Below are 26,077 nucleotides of genomic sequence, written 5' to 3'. Positions count from 1 at the left end.
GGACGGCACTGCTCGTGTCAGTACCTCGCGCGTCGTCGTGCGTAACCGGGTACGGCGCATCTCGTCCGGGGCCGTGGACCGGCCGCCGGACAATCTAGCAACGCCGGCGGTGGTCCGGGACGTCCCCCACGGTGAAGTACCTCACCCGCGGGCGGTGGGCCGGCGCGCCGCGTCCGTCCCGGCGCCGCCCGGGCGGGACGTGCCGTACGCGCCCGTGGGTGCGCCCGCGCGCCTCCGCACGCCCCCGCGGGAGGGGATGACCGAGGGCCGCCGCCCCACGACCATGACCGTCACCACCACGGTCCGGAACAACTCACTCGCCTCGGGGGAACGATGGGACGACGCTGGCTGGTCACGGGATGCTCCTCCGGCCTCGGGCAGGCGCTGGCCACGGCCGCCGCCCGGGCCGGGGACTCACTGGCGGTCACCGCCCGCAAGACCGCAGACCTGGAGGACCTCGCCGCCGCCTGGCCCGGCCGCATCGTCCCGATCCCGCTCGAACTGCGGGACGCCGCCTCCTGCGAGGAGGCCGTGCGCAGCGCCGTGGACCGTCTCGGCGGTGTCGACGTCCTCGTCAACAACGCGGGCATCGGACTGTTCGGCGCGGTCGAGGAGGTGTCGGACGCCGAGCTGCGCGACCAGTTGGAGACCTTGGTCGTCGGCCCCTGGCGGCTCACCCGGCTCGTCCTGCCGCTGATGCGGTCCCAGGGCCACGGCCACATCGTCAACATCTCCTCCATCGTCGGCCGGATCGCCTTTCCGGGCCTGGCGGCCTACGTCGCCGGAAAACACGCGCTGGAGGGCATGAGCCAGGCGCTGGCCGTCGAGGCCGCCCCGCACAACATCCGCGTCACGGTGGTGGAGCCGGGGATGTTCGCCACGCGCTACGGCACGTCCATGACGGAGGCCCACCACCGGATTCCGGCCTACGACGTGACCAACCGCGAGATGCTCGAAGGCGCCCGCGGTCTCGCGGAGAACCCGGAGACCGGGCGCCCCGAGGACTTCGCCGAGCGGGTCCTCGCCATCGTCGCGGCCCAGGACCCCACACCGCTGCGGATCCCGGTCGGCGACGACGCGTACGGCTACCTGGAGCTGGCCGAGCAGGCATCCCGCGAGGAGTTCGCCGCGGCTCGGAGCCTCACGCAGGGCCCGCCCCCGCCGCCGGCCTGACGGCGGGGCCTGCGACCGTGGTCGCTCCCGGGGTCAGGGCGCGTGGTGCTGGATGCCCCGCTGGCCGGGTACCCGGGTCGACCGGGGCGCGTCGGAGCGCCGGTGGTCGGCTCGCTGTCGGCGGCCCGGGAAGGGGTTGCGCCGCACGGTGGCGCTGGGAGCCGCGATCAGAAGACCGACAAGTGCGAGGACCGCGACGAGGATGAGCACGGTAATGAGGTTCATGGTCCTGCCTTTCGTCGAGTATTGACTGCCTGTCACTACATCTTGTTACCGAATTCCGCGCCGCTAAACACAGAGGGTGACGGAGGATGCCGTCAAGGACCGGGCCTGCGTTGCCGATCCGGCAATATCAGGCCTGCGTAAGGGCGTTGACGAGGGCCACGACGGAGGGGTGGGCCGGCGCCGTTGCCGGCCATGTCCGTGCCGGGTTCAGGTGGTCGGCGTGACGCGCACGGTCTCCACCCAGGGCGGGGGCGCCGGCGGGGTGTCGCCGACCAGGGCGGCGATCAGCCGGCAGGACGGTGTCTCCCGCGGCCACGGCGTGTATCCGTCGGTCAGCACGACCACCACGTTCGGGCGGTCGGGCAGGGCCAGGGCCGCGTCGATGCCGACCCGCATGTCCGTGCCACCGCCACCGGCCAGGGTCACCTCGCCGGCGCTGCGCACCCGCGTCACCGCGTGCACGTCGGCATCGCACGCGAGGACGGCGATCCGGTTGCCGCCGAAGCCCACCTCCCGCAGGACGCCGGTGACTTCGGCGAGGGCGGCCGCGAGGTCGTCCGGGCCCATCGATCCCGAGGTGTCGATGACGACGGCCACCCGCGGCAGCGGCCTGCGCAGACTGGGCAGCACCACCCGGCCGCCGAGCGCGGGCGTGCGGCGCGAGGGACGGCGGTAGGTGTAGTCCACCGCGCCGGCCGCCCAGGCGGCCGCCTCACGGACCGCACCCGCCAGCGCCTGGCGCCAGTCGACGGTGGGCTCCAGGAGTTCCTCGGCCCACCGGGCCCAACCCGCGGGGATCCGGCCGCGGGTGCGCCGGTGGGCCCGTACGGCCTCGGCGGTCTGCCGGCGCAGCGCCTCCGCCTCCACCGGGCCGACCCGGGCGGGGCCGCCGTCCTCGCCGAGCTCCCAGGGCGTGGGGGTGCCGTGCGCGCCGGAACCGCAGTCGGGGCCGCGGGGCGTCGGGGGGATCGCCGGCAGGTAGGCCTCGAACAGGCCGCCCGTGGGCAGGCCGTAGAGCCGAGGCTCCATCCGGCCCTCGGGCAGGACCAGCCCGTCGGCCAGCAGGTCGTCGTTGATCTCGCAGTCCTGGGCGATGTTGACCCGGACCGGATCGCGCTGGTCCGCGGCGGGCAGCCGCTCGGCCCGGCCGTGGTGGTCGCGCAGCAGGTGCGCCACCTCGTGGATCCACACCCCGGCCAACTCGACGACCGGGGTCGCCTCGACGAAGGCGGGCGAGACGTAGCAACGCCAGAACCGGTCGACGCCCATGGTGCGCACCTCGGCCGAGGGGACCACCGTCAGGGCGTACAGCGCGGAAGCGAGGTACGGACGGGTCTCGGCCGCCTTGTAGCGGGCCGCCAGCAGCTTCGCGCGGTCCAACTCCGGGCGCACGGCCGGCCGGGCTCAGCCGCCGCCCGGCAGCGAGCCGGACAACTGGAGCAGTTCCACGAAGGCGTCGATGCCGGCGGGCACCGGCCAGTCGAGGTCGCGCAGGGCGGCGAGGTCGGCCGCGGCGCGAGCGGCGACGTCGGGCACGCCCGCGTCCACGGCCTTGGCCAGGACCGCCCAGGCCGCCTCCCACCGGGGCCGGGTGAGCTCGCTCTGCACGGCCGCGACCACGGCGATGAGGAAGGCCAGCTGCCGGTCACCGCGCTCGGGCAGGGCGAAGGCGTCCGGGTCGGCCAGGACCCGGTCCGGGTCGGGCAGGTCGAGGTGTTCGAGGTACGACAGCAGCTCGATCCCGGCGGCCTCGCCCACGGCCCCGGTGAGGGCGGCGGCCAGCGCCTCCCGGCCCGACGAGGCCGCGTACCCCGTGGCCAGCAGCCGCAGGGCCATCTCCCAGGTGCGCGGGGACGGCCAGCCGCGGCCCCGCCCGGCGGCCTCGGCCGGCATGTGGTGGACCAGACCCGGCCGCGCGGTCAGGAAGCCGGAGACGGCACCACGGGCCCGGGCGACCGCACCGGACGCCTTGGCGGGATCGACGGCCGGGATCGCCACCTCGGGCCAGGTACCGGCCATGCCGCGGGCCACGGTGCGCGGGTCGTGCGTCCAGTCGAGGTGGACGAAGCGGTTCGCGAGCGGCGGGCTGAGGTGCCAGCCGTCCGCGGCACTGGCGGGCGGATTGGCCGCGGCGACGATCCGTACCGCGGCCGGCAGCTCCAGGCTGCCGACCCGGCGTTCCAGGACCACGCGCAGCAGGGCCGCCTGCACGGCCGGCGGGGCGGAGGACAACTCGTCGAAGAACAGCAGGCCGTGGCCGGTGCGAGCGAGGCGTACCGCCCAGTCCGGCGGCGCCATCGGGACCCCCGTGGTGGCCGGGTCCTCGCCGACGATGGGCAGTCCGGCGAAGTCGGAGGGCTCGTGGACGCTGGCGATGACGGTCTCCAGCGGCACGTCGAGCGCGGTGGCGAGCCGCTCCATGCCGGCGGACTTGCCGATGCCCGGCTCACCCCACAGGAGGACGGGCTGATTGGCCGTCACGGCCAGTGCGAGCGCCTCCAGTTGGGGGTTGGTGGCGGGCTCGGTGCGGGTGGCGTCCAGCCGGGCACCGAGGGCGTCGGCGGCGGCCAGCGCCCGGGTGGGTCGCGATCGGTCGGCGCTCACGCGTCGTCGTCCTCTCCGGCTTCGTCCTCTTCCTCTTCGTCGTCCCCGTCCTCGTCCTCGTTCTCCCAGTACTCCATGTGCTCGTCGAACCAGTCGGCGCCGATCCCGGGGAACTCCTGGTCGACACGGTCCCGGAGGAAGGTGAGGTCGGTCCGCTTGTAGCGTCGGATCTCCTGGGACACGGAGAGGTCCATCTCGTCCATGACGTCGATGCGGGAGCCGGCCGCCAGCAGAGCCCTGACCAGGTCCGCCGAGCCACCCCAGTGCACCGCGGACAGGAGCGGGGTGCGGTACGCCTTGTCCCGCGCCTCCAGGTCGAGACCGGCCGCCAGCAGCCGTGGCAGCAGTACCTCGTGGTCGAGCAGGTGGAGTGCGTGCAGCAGCCCGCGATGGCGGCCGTCCCGGATCCGGGGGTCCACACCCGCGTCCAACAGAGCCACCACGGCAGGGGTGTCGCCGTGCTGGACGCGCAGGAAGAACTCCTGCCGTTCCGCCCGGAGGCCGCGCGGCAGCCGCCCCTCGCCCGTGGTCCAGGACCGCTGTACGGCGAAGCACCCCGAGACCGCACCGCCGAACGCCCGCATCGCGCGCTCGCGTTGCTGCTCCTCCGGGGTGTGCGGCACGTCGAGTACGCCGCCTCGCGAGCGCACCTCGTGCCACCCGCCGCGGCAGCGCACCCGTACCGGCCGGCCGGCCGTGCGGGGGCCGGGCGGTCCCACCGCCGGGCCGGCGTCCGGGAACAGCGCGTCGGCCACCAGCGGGTGCAGCTCGCCGGGGGAGATCCGGCCGGTCCGTACCAGTTCGAGATCGGGCAGCCGCTGCCAGGCGTACCGGGGCAGGGCCGGGAGGGATGCCGCCTCGGCCTGCGGGACGATACGGGCCCGCAGCGCGTCCGGGCCGGTGTGCTCCAGCACGGCCGAGTAGGGCCAGGCGACCGTGAGTCGGTACCGGTCGCCGGCACCGGCCGCCACGAGCCGCGTCACCTCCGGCGCGATCCTGGTGAGGTCGGCGGGCAGCCGCGCGAAGAGTGCCTCCGGGTCCGCCGGGCGTTGGTACTGCTGCACCGGAGGGACCGTCAGGTCGCAGAGGACGCCCGCCGCCTCGTACGCGCCGACCGTGTCCCCGGCGGCTCGCAGCCGTGCGATCCGCTCGGCGAGGCCGTCGGGGTCGGCGAAGCGCGCGCCGAGCTCAGCGGCGTGGCGGGCGTCCCAGAACGGCCGCATGGCGGTCCAGTGTTCCGGGGCGAAGCCGCGTCCCGTGTACTTGTTCCGCTCGGTGACGACCGGTGCGCAGTGCAGGCGCAGCCGCTGCGATCCCTCGGTCATGACGGGCGTGGTGACCGACAGGGCCGGCCCTCCCGGGCCGCCGTAGGAGGCGAGCACGATCCGTAGATCGGGGGCGATGGTGGTGCGGCCGCCCAGGAGCCGGGGCAGGTGCCAGCGCAGCAGGTCGGGGACGAAGTGCGCCAGGTCCTCCGCCACGGCCCCGGCGACGCCCGCGCCGTACCGGGCCTCGACCTCGGACAGCTCGAAGTCGACGTCCAAAGCCGCGGCCGTGCACGCCGCCCGCCAGTCACCGGCCAGGCGGTGCGCGGTGGCCTGTTCGATCATCCGGCCGGGCACCGCGTAACGGCGGATCCGCTGCCACGCCGGGCCGTCCTCCTGCCGGAAACCGCCGGACAGTTCGGCGTCGACCGGGCTCACCGGTACACACTGCCGATGGCGCGCACGTCCGGGTGCGCCGCGCGGGCGGGACGCAGTCGCTCGGTGAAGGAGCGCTTCACCCGGCGCGGGAGTCCGGGGCCCAGGCCGACGTACTCCAGGGCGCTGTCCGCGGGCACCGCCGCGAGCAGGCTCTTCGCGCCGCGCCCGGTGAGGCCGGTGTGGCGCAGCTCCAGTCGACGCAGGGGGCTGCCGGGAAGGGCCGCGGCCAAGGCGTACGCCCCTTCGTCGCCGGGGTGGTTGCCGGGCGCCCCGAGGCTGCGCTCGGACAGGGTCCGGCCGAGGTCGAGCACCTCGATGCCGCCGAGGGAGGCGGCCAGCGCACGCGCTCCGGCGGCGCCGATGCCGTTGCCGCCGAGCCCGAGGCGGACCGGGCGGGCGGAGTCGGCCGCGGCCGCCGCGAGGGTCGTGACGCCCTCGTCGCCGAGGTGGTTGGCGGGGACGTACAGCTCCCGCACCCCGGCCTCCCGGATCAGGGCCGCCAGCAGCGGGGCGGCGTCGGGACCGAGGCCGTTGCCGCCGAGGAAGAGCCGTTCCAGGGGCTGTTCGCGCTCCAGCAGGGCGTCGAGCAGCAGACGGACGCCGTCGGCGCCGATCCCGGTGTTGACCAGGTCGAGGGTGCGCAGGACGGTGTTGCGGCGTAGCAGCGCGGCCAGGGTGCGGGCGCCGTCCGCGAAGAGCGGGTTGCGCTTGAGCCACAGGGCGCGGACGGTCGTGTCCTCGCCGAGGGCGCCGGCGAGGGAGCCCACCCCGTCGGGGCCGATCCGGTTGCAGCCGAGGTAGAGGGTGTGCAGCCCGTGGCCGGCGGCGAGCGCCTCGGCCAGGGTGTCGGCGCCCGCGTCGCCGATGGCGTTGGTGCCGAGCAGCAGGTGCCTGGCGTGGGCGGAGGCGGTGGCGGCCGGCAGCAGACGGGCCGCGCCGGTCGGGCCGAGCCCCTGCTTGCACAGGTCGAGGCGGCCGTCGGTGCGCAGGGTGCCGAGCGGGAAGGTCTCGTCGGTCTCGACGGGCCGGTCCGCCGCGAGCCGGGCCAGCAGCGGGTCGAGGCGCGCCGGGTCGGCCGGTGGTAGGTCGGGGTGCTCGATCGCGGGGCACCGTACGGGTGTCGGCTGTGTCATCACCACTCCACCGGTTTCCTGCGCCGGTGCCCGGCGTCCATCACGACGTTGACGAGAGAACTGCGGAAGAAGACGCAAGACCGGTCGGATTCGAACCGACGTCCTCCAGCTCGATGCGTGGGCGCGACGACCTCTGCGCTACGGCCTTGCTGCCGGCGATCATACCCACCCGACGGCCGGAAATCGATCACCAGTTTGGCCGGTCCGACGGGGGCCCCAGGCCCGAGTCGCTCGCGGTCCACCAGGTGGACCGAGTGGTTCCGGACAGGTTTTCGAGCGCGAGGGCGCCGTGAAGGGAGGTGGAAGCGTGGATTCTGCTTGATGTCGCGGCGGCGGTGAGCGGCGGTCGATGGCCGATATTCGACCGTATGTTCCGGATTTGCGAAGCCCTGTCACACCGCCGACATCTCCGTACGCTACGGTAACTTGACTGTCCGTTATTCCCCGGACACCCCTTGAATCCCTCTGTCAACCACCGCCCTGGCACTCCCATGCCTGCGGCGGACCGCCACGGAGAGCGACACACATGAGCACCGCCACCGCACACAGCCGAATAGAAGCCTTAGGCCTCTGCCTTCCGCCGACAGTCCAGACCACGCCTCAACTCGCCGCCCTGGTCCCGGGGCTGGGGGACGTGGACATCGAGAAGATCACCGGGATCACCGAGCGACGCGTGTACGACCCCGAACCGGACGCCGGCGAGGACTCGTTCGGGATGGCCCTCGCCGCCGCCCGGGACGCGCTGCGGTCCTCCCGCTACGAGGCCGCCGACCTCGACATCGTCATCTCCGCGTCGATCACCCGCTTCAAGGACGGCAGCCGCTTCACCTTCGAGCCGTCCTTCGCCGCGATGCTGGCCGGGGAGCTGGGCGCCCGCTCCGCCATCCACTTCGACGTCTCCAACGCCTGCGCCGGAATGATGACCGGCGTGTGGCTGCTCGACCGGATGATCCGCTCCGGTGCCGTGCGGCGCGGGCTCGTCGTCAGCGGCGAGCAGGCGACCCGCGTCGCGCAGACCGCCGCACGCGAGATGACCGACTCCTACGACCCGCAGTTCGCCTCGCTGTCCGTCGGCGACTCGGCGGCCGCGGTCGTCCTGGACGTCTCCGTCGACGCCGCCGACCGCATCCACTACATCGAGCTCATGACCTGCTCCGAGTACTCCCACCTGTGCATGGGCATGCCCAGCGACCGCACCCCGGGCATCTCCCTCTACACGGACAACAAGAAGATGCACAACCGCGACCGGCTCAAGCTGTGGCCCCGCTTCCACGAGGACTTCCTCGCCAAGCGGGGGCGGACGTTCGCCGCCGAGGAGTTCGACCACATCATCCAGCACCAGGTCGGCACCCGGTTCATCGACTACGCCAACCGGACGGCCGAGGCCGAATTCGGCACGCCCATGCCCGACTCGCTCTCCGTCGTGGAGCGGTACGGCAACACCGCCACGACCTCGCACTTCCTGACGCTGTGCGAACACCTCAGGGCGGGCGACGCCCGCCCCGGAGCCACGTACCTGCTGGTGCCGGCCGCCTCCGGCGTGGTCACCGGCGCCCTCTCCGCGACGCTCACGAACGTGGGGGTGTGAGCCATGGGCATGATCATCACCGCGGCCGCGACCGCACTGCCCGACAGGTCCGCCCCGGCCTCCGTCGTGGACCTCGCCGGCCGGGCCGCCCGCGGCGCCCTCGCGCGGGCCCAGGTGCCGGCTTCCTCGATCGGCACCCTCATCAACGTCGGCGTCTACCGCGAACACAACACCTTCGAACCGGCCATGGCGGCCCTGGTCCAGAAGGAGGTCGGCATCAACCTCGACTACATCGCCGACCCCGAACCGGCCGCGGGATTCTCCTTCGACCTGATGAACGGAGCCTGCGGCGTACTGAACGCCGTCCAGGTGGGCCAGGCCCTGCTGGACACGGGAAGCACCGAACGGCTGCTGATCACGGCCGCCGACGTCCACCCCGGCGGCGACGCCCGGGACGACGTCGACTACCCGTACGCGGACCTGGCCGGAGCCCTCCTGCTGGAGCGCAGCGCCGACCCCGACGCCGGGTTCGGACCGGTCCGGCACTACACCGCCGACCGGCCCACCGACGTCGAGGGCTACCTCGACACCGCCACCATGGGCCGGCAGGGCCGGACCGCGATCACCGTCCGACGCGAGCCGGACCACGCGGAGCGGCTGGCCGAGTTCGCGGCGCGGGCCGCCGCCGACTACGCGCGGGAGTTCGACATCGACCTCGACCGGACGTTGGTGATCGGTCCGGCCGCGACCGCCGACGGCGTCGGGGCCCAAGGAGAGCCGCACACCGCGGCGCCGGTCCTCGGCTACCTCACGGCGACGGACGGCGTACGTCACGACGACCACGACCACGACCAGTTCCTGTTCGTGTCGGTCGGCGCCGGCCCGAGCGCGGCGTGCGCCCTCTACCGGCCCGAGGGGCGGTGAGCCCCATGCCGCAGACGAGGTTCGTCGAAGACCCGGCCGTGGAACGATCCGCCACCCTGTCGGACGGCCTGGCCGGATGGCTGGAGCGCAACGCCCGCGCCTTTCCCGAGAAGTCGGCCGTCGTCCATCCCGACGGCCGCGGCTCCGGCGGCTACAGCACCGTCACCTACGGCGAGTTGCAGGACACGGTCGAGGAACTGTCCCGCGGATTCCGGCGCGCCGGGATCACCCGGGGCACGCGCACGGTGCTGATGGCCCCACCCGGGCCGGAGCTGTTCGCCCTCTGCTTCGCGCTGTTCCGGGTCGGGGCCGTGCCCGTCGTCGTCGATCCCGGCATGGGCATCCGGCGCATGCTGCACTGCTACCGGGCCGTGGGCGCCGAGGCCTTCATCGGGCCGCCCCTCGCCCAGCTCGTCCGCGTCCTGGGCCGCCGTACCTTCGCCGGCGTACGGGTGCCCGTCACCCTGGGGCGCCGTCGGCTCGGCCGCGGCCACACCCTGGCCGCGCTGCGCACCGCTCCCGCGACCGACGGGCCCGTGGACACGGCGGCGCCGACCGGCGGGGACGACCTGCTGATGATCGGCTTCACCACCGGAAGCACGGGCCCCGCCAAGGGCGTCGAATACACCCACCGCATGGCGCTGTCCATCGCCCGGCGGATAGAAGCCGTCCACGGCCGCACCCGCGACGACGTCTCGCTGGTCACCCTGCCCTTCTACGGGGTGCTCGACCTGGTCTACGGATCCACCCTGGTCCTCGCGCCGCTGGCGCCCGCCCGGGTGGCCCAGGCGGATCCCGCCCTGCTCGTCGCCGCGCTGGAACAATTCCGCGTCACCACCATGTTCGCCTCGCCCGCCTTGCTGCGGAACCTGGCCGGACACCTCACCGGCGCCGCCCGCGGCCGCCATCCGCTGCCCGACCTGCGGTGCGTCGTCTCCGGCGGGGCCCCGGTGCCCGACGCGGTCGTGGCCGACCTGCGCTCCGTCCTCGACGAGAAGGCGCGCGTCCATGTGACGTACGGGGCCACGGAGGTACTGCCGATCTCCTCGATCGAGGCGGCCGAGATCCTCGGCGACGACGACCCCGACACCGCCCGCCGAGGCGGCGGCACCGTGACCGGTGACGCGGCAGGTACGGGGGCCGGGACCGCTGCCGGATCCGCCGCGGGCGAAGGGACCTGTGTCGGCCGGCCCGTCCCCGGCACCCGGGTGGCCATCGCCCCCGTCACCGACGGCCCGCTCGCCCGGTTCGACCCCGCGGCCGGCCTGCCGGCCGGGCGCGTCGGCGAGATCCTGGTCCAGGGCGACTCCGTCAGCCCGCGCTACCACCGCGCACCCGCGTCGGACGCCGCGCACAAGGCGATCGAGGAACGCCCCGGCGGTGCGGAGCCCCTCGTCTGGCACCGGACCGGAGACCTGGGCCACCTCGACGCCGAAGGACGCCTGTGGTTCTGCGGGCGCGCGGCGCAGCGGGTCCGCACCGGCCACCGGGACCTGCACACCGTGCGCTGCGAGGGAGTCTTCAACGCCCATCCGCTGGTCCGCCGCTCCGCCCTGGTCGGCATCGGCCCGGCGGGCGCCCAACGGCCCGTCGTCTGCGTGGAGACCGAGACCGGACCGGACGGGGCAGAGCTCGACGAAGCCGCCTGGACGCGGCTGGTCGCCGAGTTGGGCACCATGGCCGAGGCGCAGGCCGCCACCACCGGCCTGCGGGAGTTCCTGCGCCACCCCGGATTCCCCGTGGACATCCGGCACAACGCCAAGATCGGCCGTGAGGAGCTCGCCCGCTGGGCCGAGCGACAGCAGGCCCGGCCCTCGTCGTCCACCGGGCGGCGCGCGGCCCGGATCGTGCCGATCGCCGGATGGGCGTACCTCGTGGGCGGGGCGGTGTGGGCCGCGGTCGGGGGCGTACCCGACGTTCCCGTCCTGCGGTGGCTGTGGTGGGCCGACGCCTTCCTCAGCATCGGCGTGCACGCCGCGCAGATCCCGCTCGCGCTGCCGCGCGGTCGGGAGGCCGGCCACGGGACCGCCTCGGTGGTCCGCAACACCATGCTCTACGGCGCGACCTGGTGGCGGACGCTGTGAAGATCCTGGTCACCGGAGCATCCGGATTCCTGGGCGGGCACCTCGTCGACGGTGCCCTGCGCCAGGGCCATCAGGTCCGCGCCCTGGTCCGCCCCGGCCGTGCCGCCGTACGCCTGGGCTCCCTGCCCGGCGTCGAGGTCGTCACCGGCGACCTCACCGACGAGGGTTCGCTCGGGCGGGCGGCGGAGGGCTGCGAAGCCGTCCTGCACAGCGCGGCACGGGTCGTCGACCACGGCAGCCGCGCCCAGTTCGAGGCCGCCAACGTCACCGGCACGCAGCGGCTGTTGGCGGCGGCGCGGTCGGCGGGCGCCCGGCGGTTCGTGTTCGTCTCCAGCCCGAGCGCGTTGATGCGTATCCGGGAGGGCGACCGTCTCGGCATCGACGAGAGCACCCCCTACCCGCGGCGGTGGTTCAACCACTACTGCGAGACGAAGGCGATCGCCGAACAGCACGTGCGGGCGGCCGACGGGCCGGAGTTCACCACCTGTGCCCTGCGCCCGCGCGGCATCTGGGGGCCGCGCGACCACGCCGGATTCCTGCCGCGCATGGTCGACGCCCTGCGCGTGGGCCGACTGCCCGACCTGTCCGGCGGCAAACAGGTGCTGGTCTCGCTCTGCCACGTCGACAACGCGGTGGACGCCTGCTTGCGGGCCGTACACGCGCCCGCCGGGCGGATCGGCGGCAAGGCCTACTTCGTCGCGGACCGCGAGGAGACGGACCTGTGGCCCTTCCTCGCGCGGGTCGGAGCCCTCTTCGACTGCCCACCGCCCGCCCCGCGCATCCCGCTCCTCCTCGGCCGCGGGCTGGCCGCGGCCGTCGAGACGGGCTGGAACCTGCGCCACCGGTCCGCCGGCAGGGGTCCGGACGCGGGTCCGGACGCCGGTCCGCCCATGAGCCGCTACATGATGGCGCTGCTGACCCGCTCGGCGACGTACGACACCTCCGCCGCCCGCCGGGACCTCGGCTACGCCGCTCCGCGCACCCAGGCCGACGGGCTGCGCGCACTGGGGGAGTGGGTGACGGAGGTGGGCGGCGTGGCCGCCTGGACCGCCGGCCCGGCCGCCCCCACCGAGGCCGCCGTGTCGGTCCGCCCCGGCCCCGGCCACACCGAACAAGGGAACACCACGTCATGACATCCCATCAGGTCGGTGCCGGTACCGACATCGATGCGCGTACCGGTGCGAACGCCCGCTACCGGCGTCCGGTGTCGCCCACCGAACGCCTCTACCTCGCCGCCGGGGACGCCCGCGGGGCCATGGCCCTGCGCATCGTCGTCGAGGGCGAGGGCGTACCCGACGCCCGGGCGCTCCGCGAGGCCGTGGCCCGCGCCGCCGAGTCCTGCCCGGGATCACGGCTCGTACGTGCCGGCGCGATGTGGACCGTCGGGGGGCCGCCGCCGCAGGTGCGGTACGACGTACCACGCGCCGGTGCGTACACCGACTCGGCACCCGGGACGGTCGAGTTGCCCGCCGGGCCGTCGCGTCGAACGGAGCCGCCCGGCTGCGAGGTGCTGATCGTGCCCGGGGCGGACGGGGCGGACGGCGGGGACCCGAAGCGGCCCACCACCCTCGTCTTCAGCGCCTCGCACGCCCTGATGGACGGCCACGGCGCCCTGACCTGGGTACGGGAGGTCTTCCGGGCCCTGCGCGGCGAGCCCGCCCGACCCGCCCTCGACCCGGACACCGACGCCGGACTGCTGCGCCGGCTCGGCAGCACCCGCACGCGGCCCACGCCGGTGCCTCCCCGGCGCTCCCCGCTCGGCTCGGCCGACGGCGGCCACCCGCTCCGGACGCTGTGGCTGCGCCGCACCCTGCCCGGCCGCCGTGCCGCGCTCACCGCCCGCCTCGCCCAGGCCCTGGCCGATGCCACCCGGCTCGACACCCGTGTCATGGTCCCCGTCGACCTGCGCCGCCACCGCCCCGGGATCGCGGCCACCGGCAACCTGAGCCTGCCGCTGTTCCTGGAACTGCGCCCCGGGGCGGACTGGACGGCCGCGCACACCCTCCTGCTGACCGCCCTGGCCGGGAACGGCGAACTCGCCGCCGGATTCGAAACGGCCCTCGCGCCGCTGCCCCGGCCCGTGACCGCAGCCCTGCTGCGCACCGTCCAGGCCGTGGCGTCACGTACCGACCGGCACCTCGCCTCGGCCGTCGTCTCCCACCTCGGCCGCCTGGACCCGGCGGACTTCTCCGGCGGCGGCTTCACGGCGTCCACGGCCTACGCCCTTCCGGTCCACGCCCCGATGGTTCCGCTCTCCCTGGTGGCCGCCGAGACCGGCACGGCGACCGAGATCACCCTCGGCGTCCGCGGCGCGGGCCCGGACCTCGCCGCCCGCGCCGGGCAACTGCTGGACACGGTCCTGGCCGGCCTCGCCCCCGAGGACGCCGCGGCCACGGGCCCCGCACCACGGACCGCGCACCCCGCTTCGGCCGTGCCCGATCCGGCCGATGGTCCGGACCCGCAGGTCCCCGAACTCACCGTCGTGGACGCCTTCCGCGCCCAGGCCGCCCGCACCCCCGAGGCGCCCGCGATCGACGGACCCGAGGGCGTGGTCACGTACGCCGCTCTCGACCGACGCTCCGACGCCGTCGCGGCCGGGCTCCGCAGCCGCGGTGTGGGACGCGAGGACCTGGTGGGACTGGTCGTCGACCGCACACCCGCCGGGGTGGCCGCCCTCTGGGGCATCCTGAAGGCGGGCGCCGCCTACGTGCCGCTCGACCCCGGTCACCCCGGCGTACGGATCCGGGAGATCCTTCAGGGATCCGCCGCCGGCATCTGCCTGACCCGACGACACCTGGTCGAGGATCTCGCCCCGTTCGTGCCCGGGACCCTGCTCGCCGTCGAGGAGCTGCTCGACGGCCCGGCCGCCGAGGCGGACATAGCGGCGGACGCGCGGCCCCGGGACCTCGCGTACGTCATCCACACCTCCGGTTCCACCGGCCGCCCCAAGGGGGTGCAGATCGAGCACGGCAGCCTCATGGGATTCGTCCGCTGGATGACCGAGGTCTGCCACGTCACCGATCGCACGCGCTTCGGGTTCGCCTCCTCCTACGCCTTCGACATCTCGTGCTTCCCCCTCTTCCTGCCGCTGACGGCCGGCGGGACGGTCGTCCTCGCCCCCGGCGCGCCCTCGCCCGCCACCCTGCGCGACCTCGTCGCCGGGCAGCGCGCGGACACCCTCGCGCTCACGCCCTCCCACCTCGCCCTGCTCGGCGCATCGGGCGGCGGCCCCACGCCACGCCCGCGCACCCTGCTGCTGGGCGGCGAAGCCCTCACGCCCACCGCCGTACGGTCCGCGCACGCCGCCTTCGGGGCCGACTGCCGTGTGATCAACGCCTACGGGCCCACCGAGGCGACCGTCGCCGTGCTCGCCCACACCGTGGACGGGGCGGAGAGCGGTGCCACCGTCCCGATAGGGCGCCCCGGCCCGTACGCCCGGGTCGACCTCGTCACCGAGGACGGCGAGACCATCGGCAGCGGACCGGGGGACATCGGCCGCACCGGCGAGATCGTCGTCCGAGGTACCCAGGTGGCCCGTGGCTACCTCGGCCCGCCCGACGGCCGCCCCTCAACCTTCACCACCGGCGCCGACGGCCTCCGCGCCTACCGCACCGGTGATCTCGGACGCCGACTGGCCGACGGATCGGTCGAGTTCGCCGGGCGCATCGACGAGCAGGTGAAGATCGCCGGGCACCGTGTCGATCCCGCCGAGGTCGTCGCCGCCCTCGAAGCGCACCCGGCCGTCCACCGCGCCGTCGTCGTGCCCCGCCGCCGCCCGCACTCCACGACGGCCGTGCTCTGCGCGTACGTACTGCCGACCCACCCCGGTGATCCCGAGGCGGGCGGGGACCTGGGCAGCGCCCTGCGGGCCGAACTGGCCCGGACGCTCCCCGCGTACCTCGTCCCCGCCCATGTCGTCGTGATCGACGCACTGCCCAGCACGGTCAGCGGCAAGACCGATCTCGCCGCCTTCCCCGATCCCTTCGCCACGTCCGCGCCGGCCGCGGCCGATTCCGCGACCGGCGCCGGGCCCGTCACCTTGGACGCGCGGGTCAGGCACCACTGGGCGGAGGTCCTCGGCGTCGACGGCGCACTGCTGTCGCCGGACTCGGACTTCCACGCCCTCGGCGGGGATTCCCTGGCCCTCGTCGAGATGCTCACCGCCGTCTCCTCGGACCTGCTCACCCCCGATCAGGCTCGACGGTTCACCGGCCGGCTCGACTGCCTCGTACGGGACCTGACGCTCGGGCAGGTCTGCGAGCACCTGACCGCCGCCCGCGAGGAGGCCTCCGTATGATCTTCGTCGGAGAAGGAGCCCTGCTCCGCCGCGCCGTCACCCACGCGGCCACCCACGGCCACCCGGTGGACCTGGTCTGCTCCGCCGACCCGTCGGACGCGGAGGTCGCCGACGCGCCCCACCTCGCGGCGGCCGACGTCAACGCCCACGCCGACACGCTCTCCCGGGCCGGGACCGACGGCATAGTGTGGTCCCTCAACAACCGGCAGATCTTTCGGGAACCCCTGCTCCGGGCCGAGGGCCTGCGCATCGTCAACATCCACAACGGGCTGCTGCCACGGCATCGCGGACTGCCCTCCGTGGCCGTCCTGTTCGCCCTGCTGAACGGCGACACGGAGTACGGCGCCACCGCCCACGAGGTCGACGCCGGCATCGACACCGGTCCCGTCCTGGCCGAACACCGTTTCCCCATCGGGCCGGAGGACCGCTACCACCAGGTCATGCTCCGCGGCATCCGCGCCTGCCACGCCCTGTTCGAGCGGATCCTCCCGGCGGTCGCGGCGGGAACCGCCCACCCCGTACGCGCCACGGCGGCGGAACCGTCCGCGTACTACGGCCTGCGCGCGCTGGACCGGCTCGCCACCTACCGGGACCATCCCGCCTACCCGCGCGCCACCGACCTCGGCCCCTTCGCCGCCCATGCGCCCGAGGTCACCCGGGCCCTGCTCGGGCCACCCGCACCCGCTTCGGCCTCCTGAGGCCACCCGGAGCCCGCGGGCGGGGGAGGCTCAGCCGCGCAGGTGCAGTCCGAAGCCTGTGCGGCCCGCGGGCTCCAGTCCCTCCTTCAGGTGCAGGGAGGGGATCTCGTAGTCACCGAAGTTCTGCCGCCGGAAACCGATCGGCGCGGTCGACTCGATGGTGAGCAGGCGCTGTTCCCAGGCCTCGGCGGCGACCGCGTACTCCTCGGCGGTCATCCGGTCGGTGCCGTGGAGCACGAACGGCGGCAGCGGCTCGATGCCCGGGTAGTAGAGGATGCCGTGGTGGATCGGGAACAGCAGGTCCTCGATGGGGCCGTTGATCCCGCGAGCCGAGTAGTGCGACCGCGGGCCGCCGACGGTCACCGACAGCAGGGCCCTGCGGCCCGCGAGGGTGCCTTCGCCGAAGCGCTCGCCGTACCGGGTGTCGCTGTGCTCGCCGACTCCGTAGGCGAAGCGGTAGGTGAACACCCGGTCCACCCAACCCTTGAGGATCGCGGGCATCGTGTACCACCACAGCGGGAACTGGAAGATGATCGTGTCGGCCCACAGCAGCTTCTCCTGCTCGGCGAGGACGTCCGGGGTGAGTGCCCCGGCCTCGAAGGCCCGGCCCGAGTCCGAGGCGACCCGCAACGGACTGGAAGCGTGGGGGCCGTAGTCCGCGCCGTCCACGACCGCCTTCCAGTTCATCGCGTACAGATCGCTCACCCGCACCTCGTGCCCGGCGCCCTCCAAGGTGGACACCGCGAGGTCCTTCAGCGAGCTGTTGAGCGACTTCGGCTCCGGGTGGGCGTGGACGATCAGCGTCTTCATGGCAACTCCTTCGGATCGGATGCCCCGATCCTGGGGGCCACGGCGTCCGGTGTTCAGGGGCGCCGCTTCCGTCGGACCGGACTTCCTGGTACCGACAGGACCACCCTCGCGGGCATCGCCGAAGCCATACTGGAAGGCATGGACGATCTTGCGGGCTTCCTGCGGACCCGGCGTTCCCGGGTCGACCCGGCGTCCGCCGGTATCCCCACCGACAGCCGCCGCCGGGTGACAGGGCTGCGCCGCGAGGAGGTGGCGCACCTGTCGGGCGTCAGCGTCGACTACTACGTACGGCTGGAGCAGGGCCGCGCCACGCAGCCGTCGGAGCAGGTGCTCGACGCGCTCGCCGGTGTCCTCGGCCTCGACGGGACCGAACGCGAGCACCTCTGCCGGCTCGCGCGGCAGCGTCGCCGTCGCGCGAAGGCGCCGGGCAAGGGGGTGCCCCCGACCGGAGGCCGGGGGAGGGTCCGGCCGGAGGTGCTGCGCGTCCTCGACCTGGTCGCCGGCGCACCCGCGCTGGTCATGGACCATCGCCTCGACGTGCTCGCCGGGAACCGTCTGGCGGGGCTCCTCCACGGTCGCCCGGTGTCGGGCCTGAACACCGCCCGGCACATCTTCCTGGAGGAGGCGGAGCGCGGCCTCTACGCGGACTGGGAGAAGTGCACCCTCGACGTGGTCGGGCATCTACGTCTGGCCGCCGGCCAGTACCCCGAGGATCCCCGACTGGCCTCGCTCATCGGCGAACTGGCGATGGGCAGCGAGCGTTTCCGCCGCCTCTGGGCCCGCGCGGACGTGCGCGCCCGCACCCACGGACGCAAGGCGTACCGGCACCCGTTGGTGGGACTGCTGGAACTGCACCAGGAGAACTTCGCCCTGCCGGGCGAATCGGGCATGGAACTGCTGGTGTTGTCCGCGGCCCCGGGCAGCCCCGCCGAGGACGGTCTGCGTCTGCTCGAAGGCCTGGGGGCGGACGACGGTGGTGAGCCGGCGGTACCGCGCCGCACCGACACCCCGCCCGTCCCGTCCTCGGCCGCCACCGGCACCTCGATGTGAGGTCAGACGCCCGCGCCCACCTCCGCCGGTGCGGGGACCGGGTCGCCCGCCATCGCTCGGGCCATCCGCGCGGAGGAGCGCACGGTCCGTGCGACGAAGGTGCGGCGGTCCACCCCGAGGGTCCGCAGGGCCGGACCGTGGTCCACCGCGACCAAGGTGGCGGCAGCGGCCAGGAGTCCGCGCCACCCGGCCGTCACCGCCCGGCGGGCGGGTCGGGGCAGCCCGGCGAGCCCCTCGCGCAGGCGCAGGCAGTGGAAGGGGACGTGCCGCTCCTCGTCCGCCAGGATCCGGCCCGCGACCTCGGTGGTCAGCGGGTCGGTCGCGCCGTCGCGCAGGGCTCGGTAGTACCCCAGGGCCACCACCTCGGCGATCATCAGCACCAGCAGTTCCACCCGTAGTCCGAGCAGCCGCCGGACCCGGACGAAGGCCGCGTCGCTCCAATGCCCGTCGAGGGTCTCGGCCCCGCCGGCCGCCAGCAGCAGCTTCAACATGCGCGCGTGGTTCTGTTCCTCGGCGATGAAGAGCCGGACCGCCCGGGAGTAGCCGGGATCACCCGCGAGGTCGGCCTTGGCGGTGAGTGCGGAGCCGTCGCCGTCCTCGCCGACCTGGAACTTCTGGATGCTGCGGACGATGTCAGCCGGCAGGTGCGCGCCTTTCCCCCAGTCGGGATCTCCCAGAGCCGATCGGCGCTCCCGCTCGGCCTCGAAGTCGCCCACCCATGCCCCGTACTCAGTTTTGATCATGTTCAACAATCTAGCGATTGTTGATCGTGTTCAAAAGTGTTGGAGTGTCATGGCCGCGTAACAGAACCGGTCGACGGTGGGGGGTGCTCCGTGTGCCCGACAGGCTCCTCCGGGACCGCTCCCACGTGGTATTCGGCGGTCGCGAGCAGCTCTTCGGTCAGCCTGACACCCGTGAGGCGCTCGGTCAGCGCCAGGACCGCCGCCTTCGTGTCGACATCGGGATCTTCGTCCCCGGACGGGTCGAGGCCGACCTGCAGCATCAAGGGGTTGAGCGCGTCGGGGGTGCTGCCCGTCCTGTCCGCCGGCCACTCGAAGGTGGTCCGCAACTCGCCGTCCTCGTACCAGTGGAAGAAGTCCATCGGCTTCCCCCCGTTGCTGGAGTGGGAGACGGCACGTGTCGTGGCGGAGAGCGCCTCCATGATGTCCGGGCGAATGCCCAGATCGCCTCCGAAATCCAGGACGAGCGCCCAGTCCCCTCCGTCGCCCGGCACGGTGAACGCGCCGGCGAGGAAGGCATCGGGCCACTGCTCGAATCCGTCGAGGAAGTCATTGTGTTCCCCGATGAACGCGTGGAGGTCCTCGCACACACCGCGCGGCTCGGCCCCCGCGAGGTGGAGCAACTGCGCGGGTGAGACTCCCCGCACCAACGTCAGCGTGTATCCGATCTCCAGTGCGTAGGCGAACAGCGAGCGGGGGGAGCGTATCCAGCCGTAATCGGCCGCGGTGGCGGAACTCATGGAGCGCATCCTGCCGGCGCCCACCGACACCGGCCCCCGCTCCCGGCCCCGCGCGCCCGGCCCCGCGCGCCCGGCCCCGCGCGCCCGGCCGCCGGTCGCCGGTCGCCGCGCGGAGCTCAGGCCGGCCCCGGCGGCGGCGAGTTGATCGCACCGAAGGGGATGTGGACGCTCGGAGTGCCCTGGGCGGTGCCGTTGAGATTGGCGACCTGGTCGTCGAAGAAGATGTGCGGGTCGAGGGCCTTCATGACGGCGGCCTTGTCGATACCGCCGAGGAAGAAGGCGTCGTTGACCCGCAGCCCCCACTCCTTGAGGCTCACCAGGGCGCGTTCGTGCGAGGGGGCGTCCCGAGCGGTGACCAGCGAGACGCGAAGGCGGGGCCGATAGCCGCGGTCCTCACGGCGCCGCGCCTCCTCAAGGCGCTGGATACGGTTGATGCCGGCCAGGAAGTCGCGTAGCGGGCCCGGATCGTGCGGGGTGGCGGCATTGCGGACCTCGAAGGCACGGAACTCGTCGACCCCACCGCGCTGGTAGACCCGCTCGGCCGTGTCGCTCGCCACCACACCGTCGAAGTCGAAGGCGATACGGAGTTCGGGATCGCTCTCGTCGTCGACCCGCCCCGTTCTGAGCACGTGTCCCGCGGGCAGCCCGGCCGCGACCGCGTCCCGGATGCCAGGGCCGTCGGCCGACAGGAACAACGACATGTTGAGCGCCGGCATGAACTGGTGCGAGGGGCGGCCCTGCCGAAAGACCGCCCGACTGATCGGCAGGTCGTACGCTTCGATCGAACGCATGACACGCATCCCGGTGACCGGATCGTTGCGCGAGAGGATGATGACCTCGACCAGCGGGTCGGCCTGCTCCGCGAGGTCGTTCAAGGACAGCAGACGTCTGACGAAGGGGAACGCCACTCCCTTGGCCAGAAGTTCGTCGACATGCGTCTCCTGGTAGGTCCGGTAGGCGTCCTCGCCCTGCTCCCGGAACACCGTGTCACCGTCGGTCAGGTCGAAGAGGGCGCTGGAGGCGATCCCCACCACCAGGCGATCGGACAGGTCGTACCTCATGGCGCCCCCTGCTGACACATGTGCGACGGCGGGATGCTCATCACCCCTCGGTATATGCCCGCGAACGCCGCCCGATCCACCGTTCGGGCCGAGCCCCGCTCCCACGGCGTGGTCGAGCACGGCGCACGCGCGCCTGCCTCTGATCCGGGGAATTCACGGCGGCATTCAGGTGCCGACGGCGGCGTCGGCCGACGCCGCCCGGTCGGCGGCCCTACTGTGCTGGTCGGCAGCGAGACGCGCCGGTGAGCCGACGGGGTGAGGAGGCGTATGCCGGACCATCCGCACGGCCCACCGGGCGACACGCCGGAGGGCGATGAGAACGACGCCGAGAGTCGGTCGACCGTCACCGGGAGGCGCCCGAGGCGTCCGACCGGGCCCCGTCCGCTCGTTCCGGCACGCGCTCTCGCCCTGGCTCTCGCTCTCGTCGCCGGGTGCACGACCGGCCACGAGGTCCCGGCGGCATCGCCCCTGGCCAGGGCCCCCACGGCCACCACACGTCCCGGGACGCCGAGCCCCTCGGCCCCGGACCTGTCGCTGGCCCAGCAGTTCGACATGGGCCTGCCCGGCGCCGATCCCGTCCGCTGCGGCGACGAACTGGCCCTGCTCACCCGAGGTCGCCCCGCCGACCGGCCCATGGCCTGGGTGTCGTCGGGCCGCGACGAGCGGCAGTCGGGCGATGCGGTGACGTTCGCCCTCGGAGGCCGATCGGCGCTGTGCCTGTACGGGTTCGCGCAGGGCAGGCCGATCACGGTCACGATCGCGGCAGGAGGCCGGACCTACACCACGCCCGTGACGAGCGTGGCCGCCCTGAGCTCCGGGAACCCGTCCAAGGAGGAACTCTTCAACGGACGCGGCCTGGAGGTCGAAGACCTCGGCGGCGGCTTCCTGCGGAGCGGACACTGGACGTTCCTCCCGCCCGACCCGGCCCGAGAAGCGGTCGCCGCGGCCGGTCGGCTCACCCTGACGGCGAGCGCCGGCGGCACACGCGCCACCGGCGGGATTCCGCTGCGCCGGACCCGGGGAGCGGAGACGGTGGAAGGCTGGGAGCGCGGCCACCGGCTGGCGGTCTTCGGATTCCCGGCCGGCGCCCGCGTCCCGATCGGGATCTACCGCCTGACGCGCACCGAAGCGAGCGCACGCGCGGTGCTGGTGCGGAAGGTCGGCCAGGTGGTCATGCCGCGCACCGGACTGGCCGTCCTCACCATCCCCCAGGACGTGTTCCGCCTGGTCACCGAAGCACCGCCGCAGGAGGAGGCCTCGTACTGCCTGAGCGTCCCCGGAATCGACCGATGCGTGACGTGACCCGTCCCCGTCCGTGGATCGCAGGGGATCCGGCACACGTTCGCGGTGCGTGCCGCGCGGCCGACCCCGTCTCGGCAACGAGGAGAGCGCCGGATACCGGGTTCATCTCGACGTCGACGTCCTCGACGACGCGCTCATGCCGGCCGTCGATCACCGCCTCCCCGGCGGGCTGACGTGGCCGGAGTTGGAGAGTGTGCTGCGGATCGCGCCGGCCGACGAACGCGCCGTAGGCCTCGATGTCACCATCTTCAACCCCCGCCTCGATCCGGACGCGACACTCGCCGCCCGCCTCGTCGAGTGCCTGGGCCGAGGGACAGGGCTATGACGGCCGCCGCGCGGTCGTGCCGGTCAGCCGTGCTTCGGCGGCGGCTCGCACGTCCGAGGTCTCCATGGGGTCGTCGCGCAGCGCCGTGATCCGCTCCAGGGCTTCGGGCCCGTCCGGTGCGTGGGCGATGCCGAGGAGACGGGCCCGCTCCTCGCAGTCCCAGAGGGACTCGGTGTGGGCGTGGTCCAGCCCACCCGGGTCGATGGCGGCCAAGGCCTCCAGGTAGTCGGCCCGCTCGCAGGAGTGCGGGGTGCGCAGCCAGAACCGGCGCAGGTCCGCCACCGCTCCGGCGGCCGCCGGGCCGAAGCGGGCCAACCGCCGCGCCGTCACACCGGGGCCGCACCAGGCCGGGGCCCGCCATTGTTCTGCGAGTTCGGCCACGAGCACCGGTATCACCTCGGGGCCGAGGTGATCGGCAAGGACGTCCGAGCCGAGCCGTGCCAGCCACTCCCGTTCGTCGGTCACCCAGCGGCGCGCGGCCGGAACGGCGAGGGGGCCGAGGCGGTCGACGGCCTGTCTCAGCCGGGAGAGAGGGTGGCGACCGTCCGGAGCGACGAGCGAGGGCACGAGCGGGATCAATCCCTCCACCGGATCCCGGTGGGACAGCTCGGACAGGGCGGCGACCCTGTCGCCGCTCCCCGCCCGATCCCCGGCCAGGAGGTCGAGCAACTCGCCGTCCGTGAGGTCGGACAGATCACCAGGGTCCGGGCCCGGGTCGGGCCTGCGCACCTCGATCCCGAAGCGGGTCCACGGCTCGATGAACCACGGCGGCTCCGGCTCACCGCCGATCCGCCGCCGCGCGACCTCGCCCAGGTCCTCCCACCACGCCACGGGCCAGAGCCCGGCGACCGACTCCAGTACCCGCACCCAGTGCGCCCCCTCCCGGACATGGGAGCGCAGAGCCTCCCGGGCCTCGTCACAACCCCCTAGGGCGAGCAGCTCCAGCACGTCGACGGCCCGTTCGCACTGCTCCTCGTCACCGGACAGGAGTTCCACGACCGGCGCCGGCGGCAGCCGCAGGTCCCGGACCAGACCGGCGAGGTAGCGGGAACGCGCGTCGAAGCCGTCCCACCGCCAGTCCCGCCGGATCGCGTCGTGGACGAAGGGCGCGGCCACGTGAGGGTCCTGCACAGCCCGTACGGCGCCCAGGCCCCGCCCCCGTTGCAGGAGGCCCTCGACCGAGTCGAAGCTCGCGTAGCGCATCTCGTCACCCTCACCCATGACGTGGACCCTGCCCGACTTGGGCTGCCGCCACCAGGCAATATCCGCCCGGCCCGCCGCCCGGCGGAGTACATCGGGAACCGGACGCTTCGACAGAACAGCACCCTCCACCGGCCGCATGCCGCACGCCGCACGAACATCAGGTCACGTGTACGGCCGACCTGGCGGCCCGCTCGATCTTCGCGCGGTGGGCCGCGCGGGCTTCCTCGTCGATCCGCTTCTCGTGTTCGGGGCGCAACCCGGTCCGGCCGTCGAGGCCTTCGCGCAGGATGTCGGCGTGCCCGGCGTGCCGGACGGACTCGCCGAGGACATGGACCATGACGGAGAACAGGTTCGTGTCGGCATGCGGCTCCGGCCACCACGGCACGTGGCCGGGGGCGTCGACGGAAAGCGCGTCGATCGTCGCGTCCGAGTGTTCCCACGTGCGCCGGTAGAACCCGATGACCTGATCACGGGTCTCGTCCTCGGTCGCCCACAGGTCGCTGCCGTCGGAGTCCTGCCACCGGGGCAGCGGCTCCGGGGAAGGACGGTCGAAGACCTCGCCGAAGTACCTGGCCTCGACGGTGGCCACGTGCTTGACCAGGCCGAGGAGGTTGGTCCCGGTCGCCGTCAAAGGTCGGCGGGCGTCGTATTCGGACAGGCCGTCGAGTTTCCAGAGCAGTGCCTCGCGGTCCCGCCGCAGTCTCCCGTGCAGGGTGTCCTTCGCGAATTCATCGATCATGCGGCATGAGCCTGCCATGTGCTCCGCGTGGTCTTCCGACCGGGCCCGGAGCCTGCCCCCCGCGTTGCCTGGCGGTACGGCGTGAGGCGTACGTGAACGACCGGGCCGTCCTCTTCGGGCAGGACGATGCCGGCGAAGTCGGACGGTACCGGCCGCCCGTCGATGTCCTGGCCGGGGCGCCCGCGTGGGTAGGGAGCGAAGGCCTGCACGACCTGTTGGCGCGCGGAAGGGTCGAGTGCGTCTCGTGCGCCGGCGATGAGGCCAGGGTCGACCACATACGCGAGCCCCGCCCCTCGGGTGAGGGACGGGGCCTGCGGAGCCGATGTCAGGCCGTGGCCGGGGTCGCGGTCTCGGGGGTCTCGGCGGCTTCGGCGGGGGCCGCGGCGTCGGACTCGGCCTCGGGGCGCGGGATGCGGTGCAGCCCCTTGCGGTCGTAGAGGCGGGTGACGGCGAAGCCGAAGATCAGCGCGGCCACGAGGGCGACACCCATCGAGGTCCAGGCCCGGGTCAGCCCCGCGTCGGCCCGGGCCCCGTAGTAGAGCAGGGAGCGCAGGCCCTCGGTGATCTGGCGCAGCGGCTCGAACTCGGAGAGGGCGCGGAAGAACCCGGGCAGCGCCTGGACGGGCACGGTGGCGCCCGAGGAGGGTACGGCCATCGCGACGAAGACGATGGTGGCCAGCAGCATGCCGGGCGTACCGAAGGCGGCGAACAGGGCCAGGCTGCCGATGCCCACCACGGCGATGGTGGCCACCGAGTAGAGCCACAGCAGACCCAGGTGGGAGGCGTCCATGTCGAGGATGCCGACCGTGGCGACCTCGACCAGGGTGCCCATCACCAGGGACAGGCCGAGCATGAGTGCGATGCCGATGGCCAGCGTGCGGACGCGGCTGGTGTGCTGCACGGGTTCGCGCTTGCGGACGGGGCCGAAGTCGGTGTGCAGATAGCCCAGCGCGGTGTCGACCTGGGAGTTGACCACATTGGCGCCGAGCATGCCGCAGACGACCAGGACCAGTGCGTAGTAGAAGGCGCTCAGCCCCATGGCGCTGCGGGCGCCGACGGGGTGGCCGTCGGCCACGGTCACGGTCACCGGGTCGGCCAGCTTCAGCTGCGCGGCCGTCGGGAGCGGGGTCTTCTGGGCGCCGGCCTGCTTGAGGAGCTCCTGGCCGAGCTGGGCGGAGGCGGCGTGGGCGGCCTTCTGGGCGGCCTGGGAGGACATGGAGGAGCCGATGCTGCCGGCCGCCTGGTTGGTCAGCACGGTCAGTGTCGGCGGGGCGGCCTGGCCCTGCGGCGCGGGCTGCGGGGCGGTGAGGGCCGCCACCGTCGCGGAGTAGTCGGCGGGTATGACGAGGGCGCCGAAGACCTTGCCCCGGCCCAGCCGCTTGTCGGCCTCCTCCCGGCTGACGACCTGCCAGTCGATGCTCTTGTCGCCCTTGGCGGCCTTCTGGATGCCGGAGACGATCTGCTCGCCCATGTTGACGTGGCGGCCGCCCACGTCCGCTCCGCTGTCGGTGTTGACCAAGGCCACGGGCAGGTCGCGCAGGTTGCCCTTCGGGTTGACGTTGCCACCCACGTAGAGCAGGGCGAACAGCATCGAGACCACTGCGGCGATGAGTCCCGTCCCGATCCACAGCTGGGGTCGGCGGAGCACGGAGGGGGGCGTGGGGTGAGGCATCGATTCTCCGGTGCGGCTGCGTTCCTGAGGTTGGATACTTATGGTATCCAGTTACTGGATAGTGGC

At 73.6% G+C, this 26,077-nt stretch carries 22 protein-coding genes, 1 pseudogene and 1 riboswitch; of the genes and pseudogenes, 10 read left to right on the top strand and 13 right to left on the bottom strand.

Annotated elements, in window-relative coordinates; all coding sequences use genetic code 11:
* Positions 1-26 precede the first annotated feature (26 nt).
* Positions 27-89: riboswitch (guanidine-III (ykkC-III) riboswitch) on the bottom strand.
* A gap of 244 nt (positions 90-333) precedes the next feature.
* On the top strand, positions 334-1,173 hold the full coding sequence (locus ACWG52_RS03340; RefSeq protein ID WP_389801691.1) for an SDR family oxidoreductase: 840 nt from the start codon (positions 334-336) through the stop codon (positions 1,171-1,173).
* A gap of 33 nt (positions 1,174-1,206) precedes the next feature.
* Here the strand turns inward: ACWG52_RS03340 and ACWG52_RS03335 are convergent, their stop codons facing one another.
* The 6 genes and pseudogenes from ACWG52_RS03335 to ACWG52_RS03310 all read right to left on the bottom strand — a co-directional run bounded on the left by ACWG52_RS03335 (position 1,207) and on the right by ACWG52_RS03310 (position 6,986).
* Entirely contained in the window at positions 1,207-1,398 is a 192-nt protein-coding gene (locus ACWG52_RS03335; RefSeq protein ID WP_389801694.1) for a hypothetical protein, read from the bottom strand.
* Between the two features lie 207 nt (positions 1,399-1,605).
* Positions 1,606-2,790, bottom strand: a complete 1,185-nt coding sequence (locus ACWG52_RS03330) for a vWA domain-containing protein (protein WP_389801696.1) — start codon at positions 2,788-2,790, stop codon at positions 1,606-1,608.
* Between the two features lie 12 nt (positions 2,791-2,802).
* Positions 2,803-4,002 carry an AAA family ATPase gene (locus ACWG52_RS03325; RefSeq protein ID WP_390138419.1) on the bottom strand — a complete coding sequence of 400 codons (1,200 nt, stop codon included), beginning with the start codon at positions 4,000-4,002 and terminating at the stop codon, positions 2,803-2,805.
* The gene (locus tag ACWG52_RS03320; protein WP_453127738.1) at positions 3,999-5,705 is read right to left on the bottom strand and encodes an ankyrin repeat domain-containing protein; all 1,707 of its coding nucleotides are present in this window, start codon (positions 5,703-5,705) and stop codon (positions 3,999-4,001) included. The genes ACWG52_RS03325 and ACWG52_RS03320 overlap by 4 nt, the downstream gene beginning before the upstream one ends.
* Positions 5,702-6,838, bottom strand: coding sequence for a gala protein (locus ACWG52_RS03315; protein WP_453127736.1), 1,137 nt, complete (start codon positions 6,836-6,838; stop codon positions 5,702-5,704). Before ACWG52_RS03315 ends, ACWG52_RS03320 begins: the two co-directional genes overlap by 4 nt.
* Before the next feature lie 75 nt (positions 6,839-6,913).
* A pseudogene (locus ACWG52_RS03310) lies at positions 6,914-6,986 on the bottom strand.
* Positions 6,987-7,364: 378 nt separating this feature from the next.
* On the opposite strand from ACWG52_RS03310, the gene ACWG52_RS03305 reads away from it, so the two are divergent.
* From ACWG52_RS03305 to ACWG52_RS03280, 6 genes are read left to right on the top strand one after another with little or no spacing between them, the layout of a single operon-like run.
* Positions 7,365-8,426 carry a 3-oxoacyl-ACP synthase III family protein gene (locus ACWG52_RS03305; RefSeq protein WP_389801707.1) on the top strand — a complete coding sequence of 354 codons (1,062 nt, stop codon included), beginning with the start codon at positions 7,365-7,367 and terminating at the stop codon, positions 8,424-8,426.
* Between the two features lie 3 nt (positions 8,427-8,429).
* On the top strand, positions 8,430-9,290 hold the full coding sequence (locus ACWG52_RS03300; RefSeq protein ID WP_389801709.1) for a hypothetical protein: 861 nt from the start codon (positions 8,430-8,432) through the stop codon (positions 9,288-9,290).
* 5 nt (positions 9,291-9,295) lie between these two features.
* The gene (locus ACWG52_RS03295; protein ID WP_389801712.1) at positions 9,296-11,374 is read left to right on the top strand and encodes a fatty acid CoA ligase family protein; all 2,079 of its coding nucleotides are present in this window, start codon (positions 9,296-9,298) and stop codon (positions 11,372-11,374) included.
* Positions 11,359-12,507: an NAD-dependent epimerase/dehydratase family protein gene (locus tag ACWG52_RS03290; protein ID WP_390138424.1), complete on the top strand. Its 1,149-nt coding sequence runs from the start codon at positions 11,359-11,361 to the stop codon at positions 12,505-12,507. The genes ACWG52_RS03295 and ACWG52_RS03290 overlap by 16 nt, the downstream gene beginning before the upstream one ends.
* The gene (locus tag ACWG52_RS03285) at positions 12,504-15,671 is read left to right on the top strand and encodes an amino acid adenylation domain-containing protein (protein ID WP_453127733.1); all 3,168 of its coding nucleotides are present in this window, start codon (positions 12,504-12,506) and stop codon (positions 15,669-15,671) included. Before ACWG52_RS03290 ends, ACWG52_RS03285 begins: the two co-directional genes overlap by 4 nt.
* On the top strand, positions 15,668-16,369 hold the full coding sequence (locus tag ACWG52_RS03280; RefSeq protein WP_389801721.1) for a formyltransferase family protein: 702 nt from the start codon (positions 15,668-15,670) through the stop codon (positions 16,367-16,369). The genes ACWG52_RS03285 and ACWG52_RS03280 overlap by 4 nt, the downstream gene beginning before the upstream one ends.
* Before the next feature lie 30 nt (positions 16,370-16,399).
* Here ACWG52_RS03280 and ACWG52_RS03275 read toward each other — a convergent pair whose 3' ends face one another.
* Positions 16,400-17,179: an NAD(P)H-dependent oxidoreductase gene (locus tag ACWG52_RS03275; RefSeq protein WP_389801724.1), complete on the bottom strand. Its 780-nt coding sequence runs from the start codon at positions 17,177-17,179 to the stop codon at positions 16,400-16,402.
* Between the two features lie 138 nt (positions 17,180-17,317).
* Between ACWG52_RS03275 and ACWG52_RS03270 the strand changes: the two genes are divergently transcribed.
* Positions 17,318-18,229, top strand: a complete 912-nt coding sequence (locus ACWG52_RS03270; RefSeq protein WP_389801727.1) for a helix-turn-helix transcriptional regulator — start codon at positions 17,318-17,320, stop codon at positions 18,227-18,229.
* A 2-nt stretch (positions 18,230-18,231) separates the two neighbouring features.
* Here ACWG52_RS03270 and ACWG52_RS03265 read toward each other — a convergent pair whose 3' ends face one another.
* From ACWG52_RS03265 to ACWG52_RS03255, 3 genes are all read right to left on the bottom strand, one after another.
* Entirely contained in the window at positions 18,232-18,972 is a 741-nt protein-coding gene (locus ACWG52_RS03265) for a ferritin-like domain-containing protein (protein ID WP_389801730.1), read from the bottom strand.
* A gap of 47 nt (positions 18,973-19,019) precedes the next feature.
* Positions 19,020-19,709 (bottom strand): DUF6461 domain-containing protein, encoded by a 690-nt coding sequence (locus ACWG52_RS03260; RefSeq protein ID WP_453127732.1) that lies wholly within the window; start codon positions 19,707-19,709, stop codon positions 19,020-19,022.
* A gap of 116 nt (positions 19,710-19,825) precedes the next feature.
* Positions 19,826-20,770 carry a 5'-nucleotidase gene (locus ACWG52_RS03255; protein WP_390138430.1) on the bottom strand — a complete coding sequence of 315 codons (945 nt, stop codon included), beginning with the start codon at positions 20,768-20,770 and terminating at the stop codon, positions 19,826-19,828.
* A gap of 267 nt (positions 20,771-21,037) precedes the next feature.
* On the opposite strand from ACWG52_RS03255, the gene ACWG52_RS03250 reads away from it, so the two are divergent.
* Both ACWG52_RS03250 and ACWG52_RS03245 read left to right on the top strand, forming a co-directional pair.
* On the top strand, positions 21,038-22,072 hold the full coding sequence (locus tag ACWG52_RS03250; RefSeq protein ID WP_389801738.1) for a hypothetical protein: 1,035 nt from the start codon (positions 21,038-21,040) through the stop codon (positions 22,070-22,072).
* A gap of 49 nt (positions 22,073-22,121) precedes the next feature.
* Complete coding sequence (locus ACWG52_RS03245; RefSeq protein WP_389801741.1) at positions 22,122-22,397, top strand: arginase family protein; 276 nt, start codon at positions 22,122-22,124, stop codon at positions 22,395-22,397.
* Here ACWG52_RS03245 and ACWG52_RS03240 read toward each other — a convergent pair.
* From ACWG52_RS03240 to ACWG52_RS03230, 3 genes are all read right to left on the bottom strand, one after another.
* Positions 22,392-23,618, bottom strand: a complete 1,227-nt coding sequence (locus ACWG52_RS03240) for a hypothetical protein (protein WP_453127728.1) — start codon at positions 23,616-23,618, stop codon at positions 22,392-22,394. The two genes, ACWG52_RS03245 and ACWG52_RS03240, sit on opposite strands and share 6 nt — an antisense overlap.
* Positions 23,619-23,757: 139 nt before the next feature.
* Positions 23,758-24,339 carry a DinB family protein gene (locus ACWG52_RS03235; RefSeq protein ID WP_389801747.1) on the bottom strand — a complete coding sequence of 194 codons (582 nt, stop codon included), beginning with the start codon at positions 24,337-24,339 and terminating at the stop codon, positions 23,758-23,760.
* Between the two features lie 325 nt (positions 24,340-24,664).
* The gene (locus ACWG52_RS03230; protein ID WP_389801750.1) at positions 24,665-26,011 is read right to left on the bottom strand and encodes a YhgE/Pip domain-containing protein; all 1,347 of its coding nucleotides are present in this window, start codon (positions 26,009-26,011) and stop codon (positions 24,665-24,667) included.
* Between the last annotated feature and the right edge of the window lie 66 nt (positions 26,012-26,077).

Source organism: Streptomyces sp. CLCI03, from assembly GCF_053615355.1.
Note: the sequence above shows the minus strand (reverse complement) of the source record. Positions and strands in the feature narration are given on the sequence as shown.

Coding starts and splice junctions, on each gene's coding strand:
- ACWG52_RS03340 (WP_389801691.1), top strand. CDS start 334: ATGGGACGACGCTGGCTGGTCACGGGATGCTCCTCCGGCCTCGGGCAG.
- ACWG52_RS03335 (WP_389801694.1), bottom strand. CDS start 1,398: ATGAACCTCATTACCGTGCTCATCCTCGTCGCGGTCCTCGCACTTGTC.
- ACWG52_RS03315 (WP_453127736.1), bottom strand. CDS start 6,838: ATGACACAGCCGACACCCGTACGGTGCCCCGCGATCGAGCACCCCGAC.
- ACWG52_RS03305 (WP_389801707.1), top strand. CDS start 7,365: ATGAGCACCGCCACCGCACACAGCCGAATAGAAGCCTTAGGCCTCTGC.
- ACWG52_RS03300 (WP_389801709.1), top strand. CDS start 8,430: ATGGGCATGATCATCACCGCGGCCGCGACCGCACTGCCCGACAGGTCC.
- ACWG52_RS03295 (WP_389801712.1), top strand. CDS start 9,296: ATGCCGCAGACGAGGTTCGTCGAAGACCCGGCCGTGGAACGATCCGCC.
- ACWG52_RS03285 (WP_453127733.1), top strand. CDS start 12,504: ATGACATCCCATCAGGTCGGTGCCGGTACCGACATCGATGCGCGTACC.
- ACWG52_RS03280 (WP_389801721.1), top strand. CDS start 15,668: ATGATCTTCGTCGGAGAAGGAGCCCTGCTCCGCCGCGCCGTCACCCAC.
- ACWG52_RS03275 (WP_389801724.1), bottom strand. CDS start 17,179: ATGAAGACGCTGATCGTCCACGCCCACCCGGAGCCGAAGTCGCTCAAC.
- ACWG52_RS03270 (WP_389801727.1), top strand. CDS start 17,318: ATGGACGATCTTGCGGGCTTCCTGCGGACCCGGCGTTCCCGGGTCGAC.
- ACWG52_RS03265 (WP_389801730.1), bottom strand. CDS start 18,972: ATGATCAAAACTGAGTACGGGGCATGGGTGGGCGACTTCGAGGCCGAG.
- ACWG52_RS03260 (WP_453127732.1), bottom strand. CDS start 19,709: ATGAGTTCCGCCACCGCGGCCGATTACGGCTGGATACGCTCCCCCCGC.
- ACWG52_RS03255 (WP_390138430.1), bottom strand. CDS start 20,770: ATGAGGTACGACCTGTCCGATCGCCTGGTGGTGGGGATCGCCTCCAGC.
- ACWG52_RS03250 (WP_389801738.1), top strand. CDS start 21,038: ATGCCGGACCATCCGCACGGCCCACCGGGCGACACGCCGGAGGGCGAT.
- ACWG52_RS03240 (WP_453127728.1), bottom strand. CDS start 23,618: ATGGGTGAGGGTGACGAGATGCGCTACGCGAGCTTCGACTCGGTCGAG.
- ACWG52_RS03235 (WP_389801747.1), bottom strand. CDS start 24,339: ATGATCGATGAATTCGCGAAGGACACCCTGCACGGGAGACTGCGGCGG.
- ACWG52_RS03230 (WP_389801750.1), bottom strand. CDS start 26,011: ATGCCTCACCCCACGCCCCCCTCCGTGCTCCGCCGACCCCAGCTGTGG.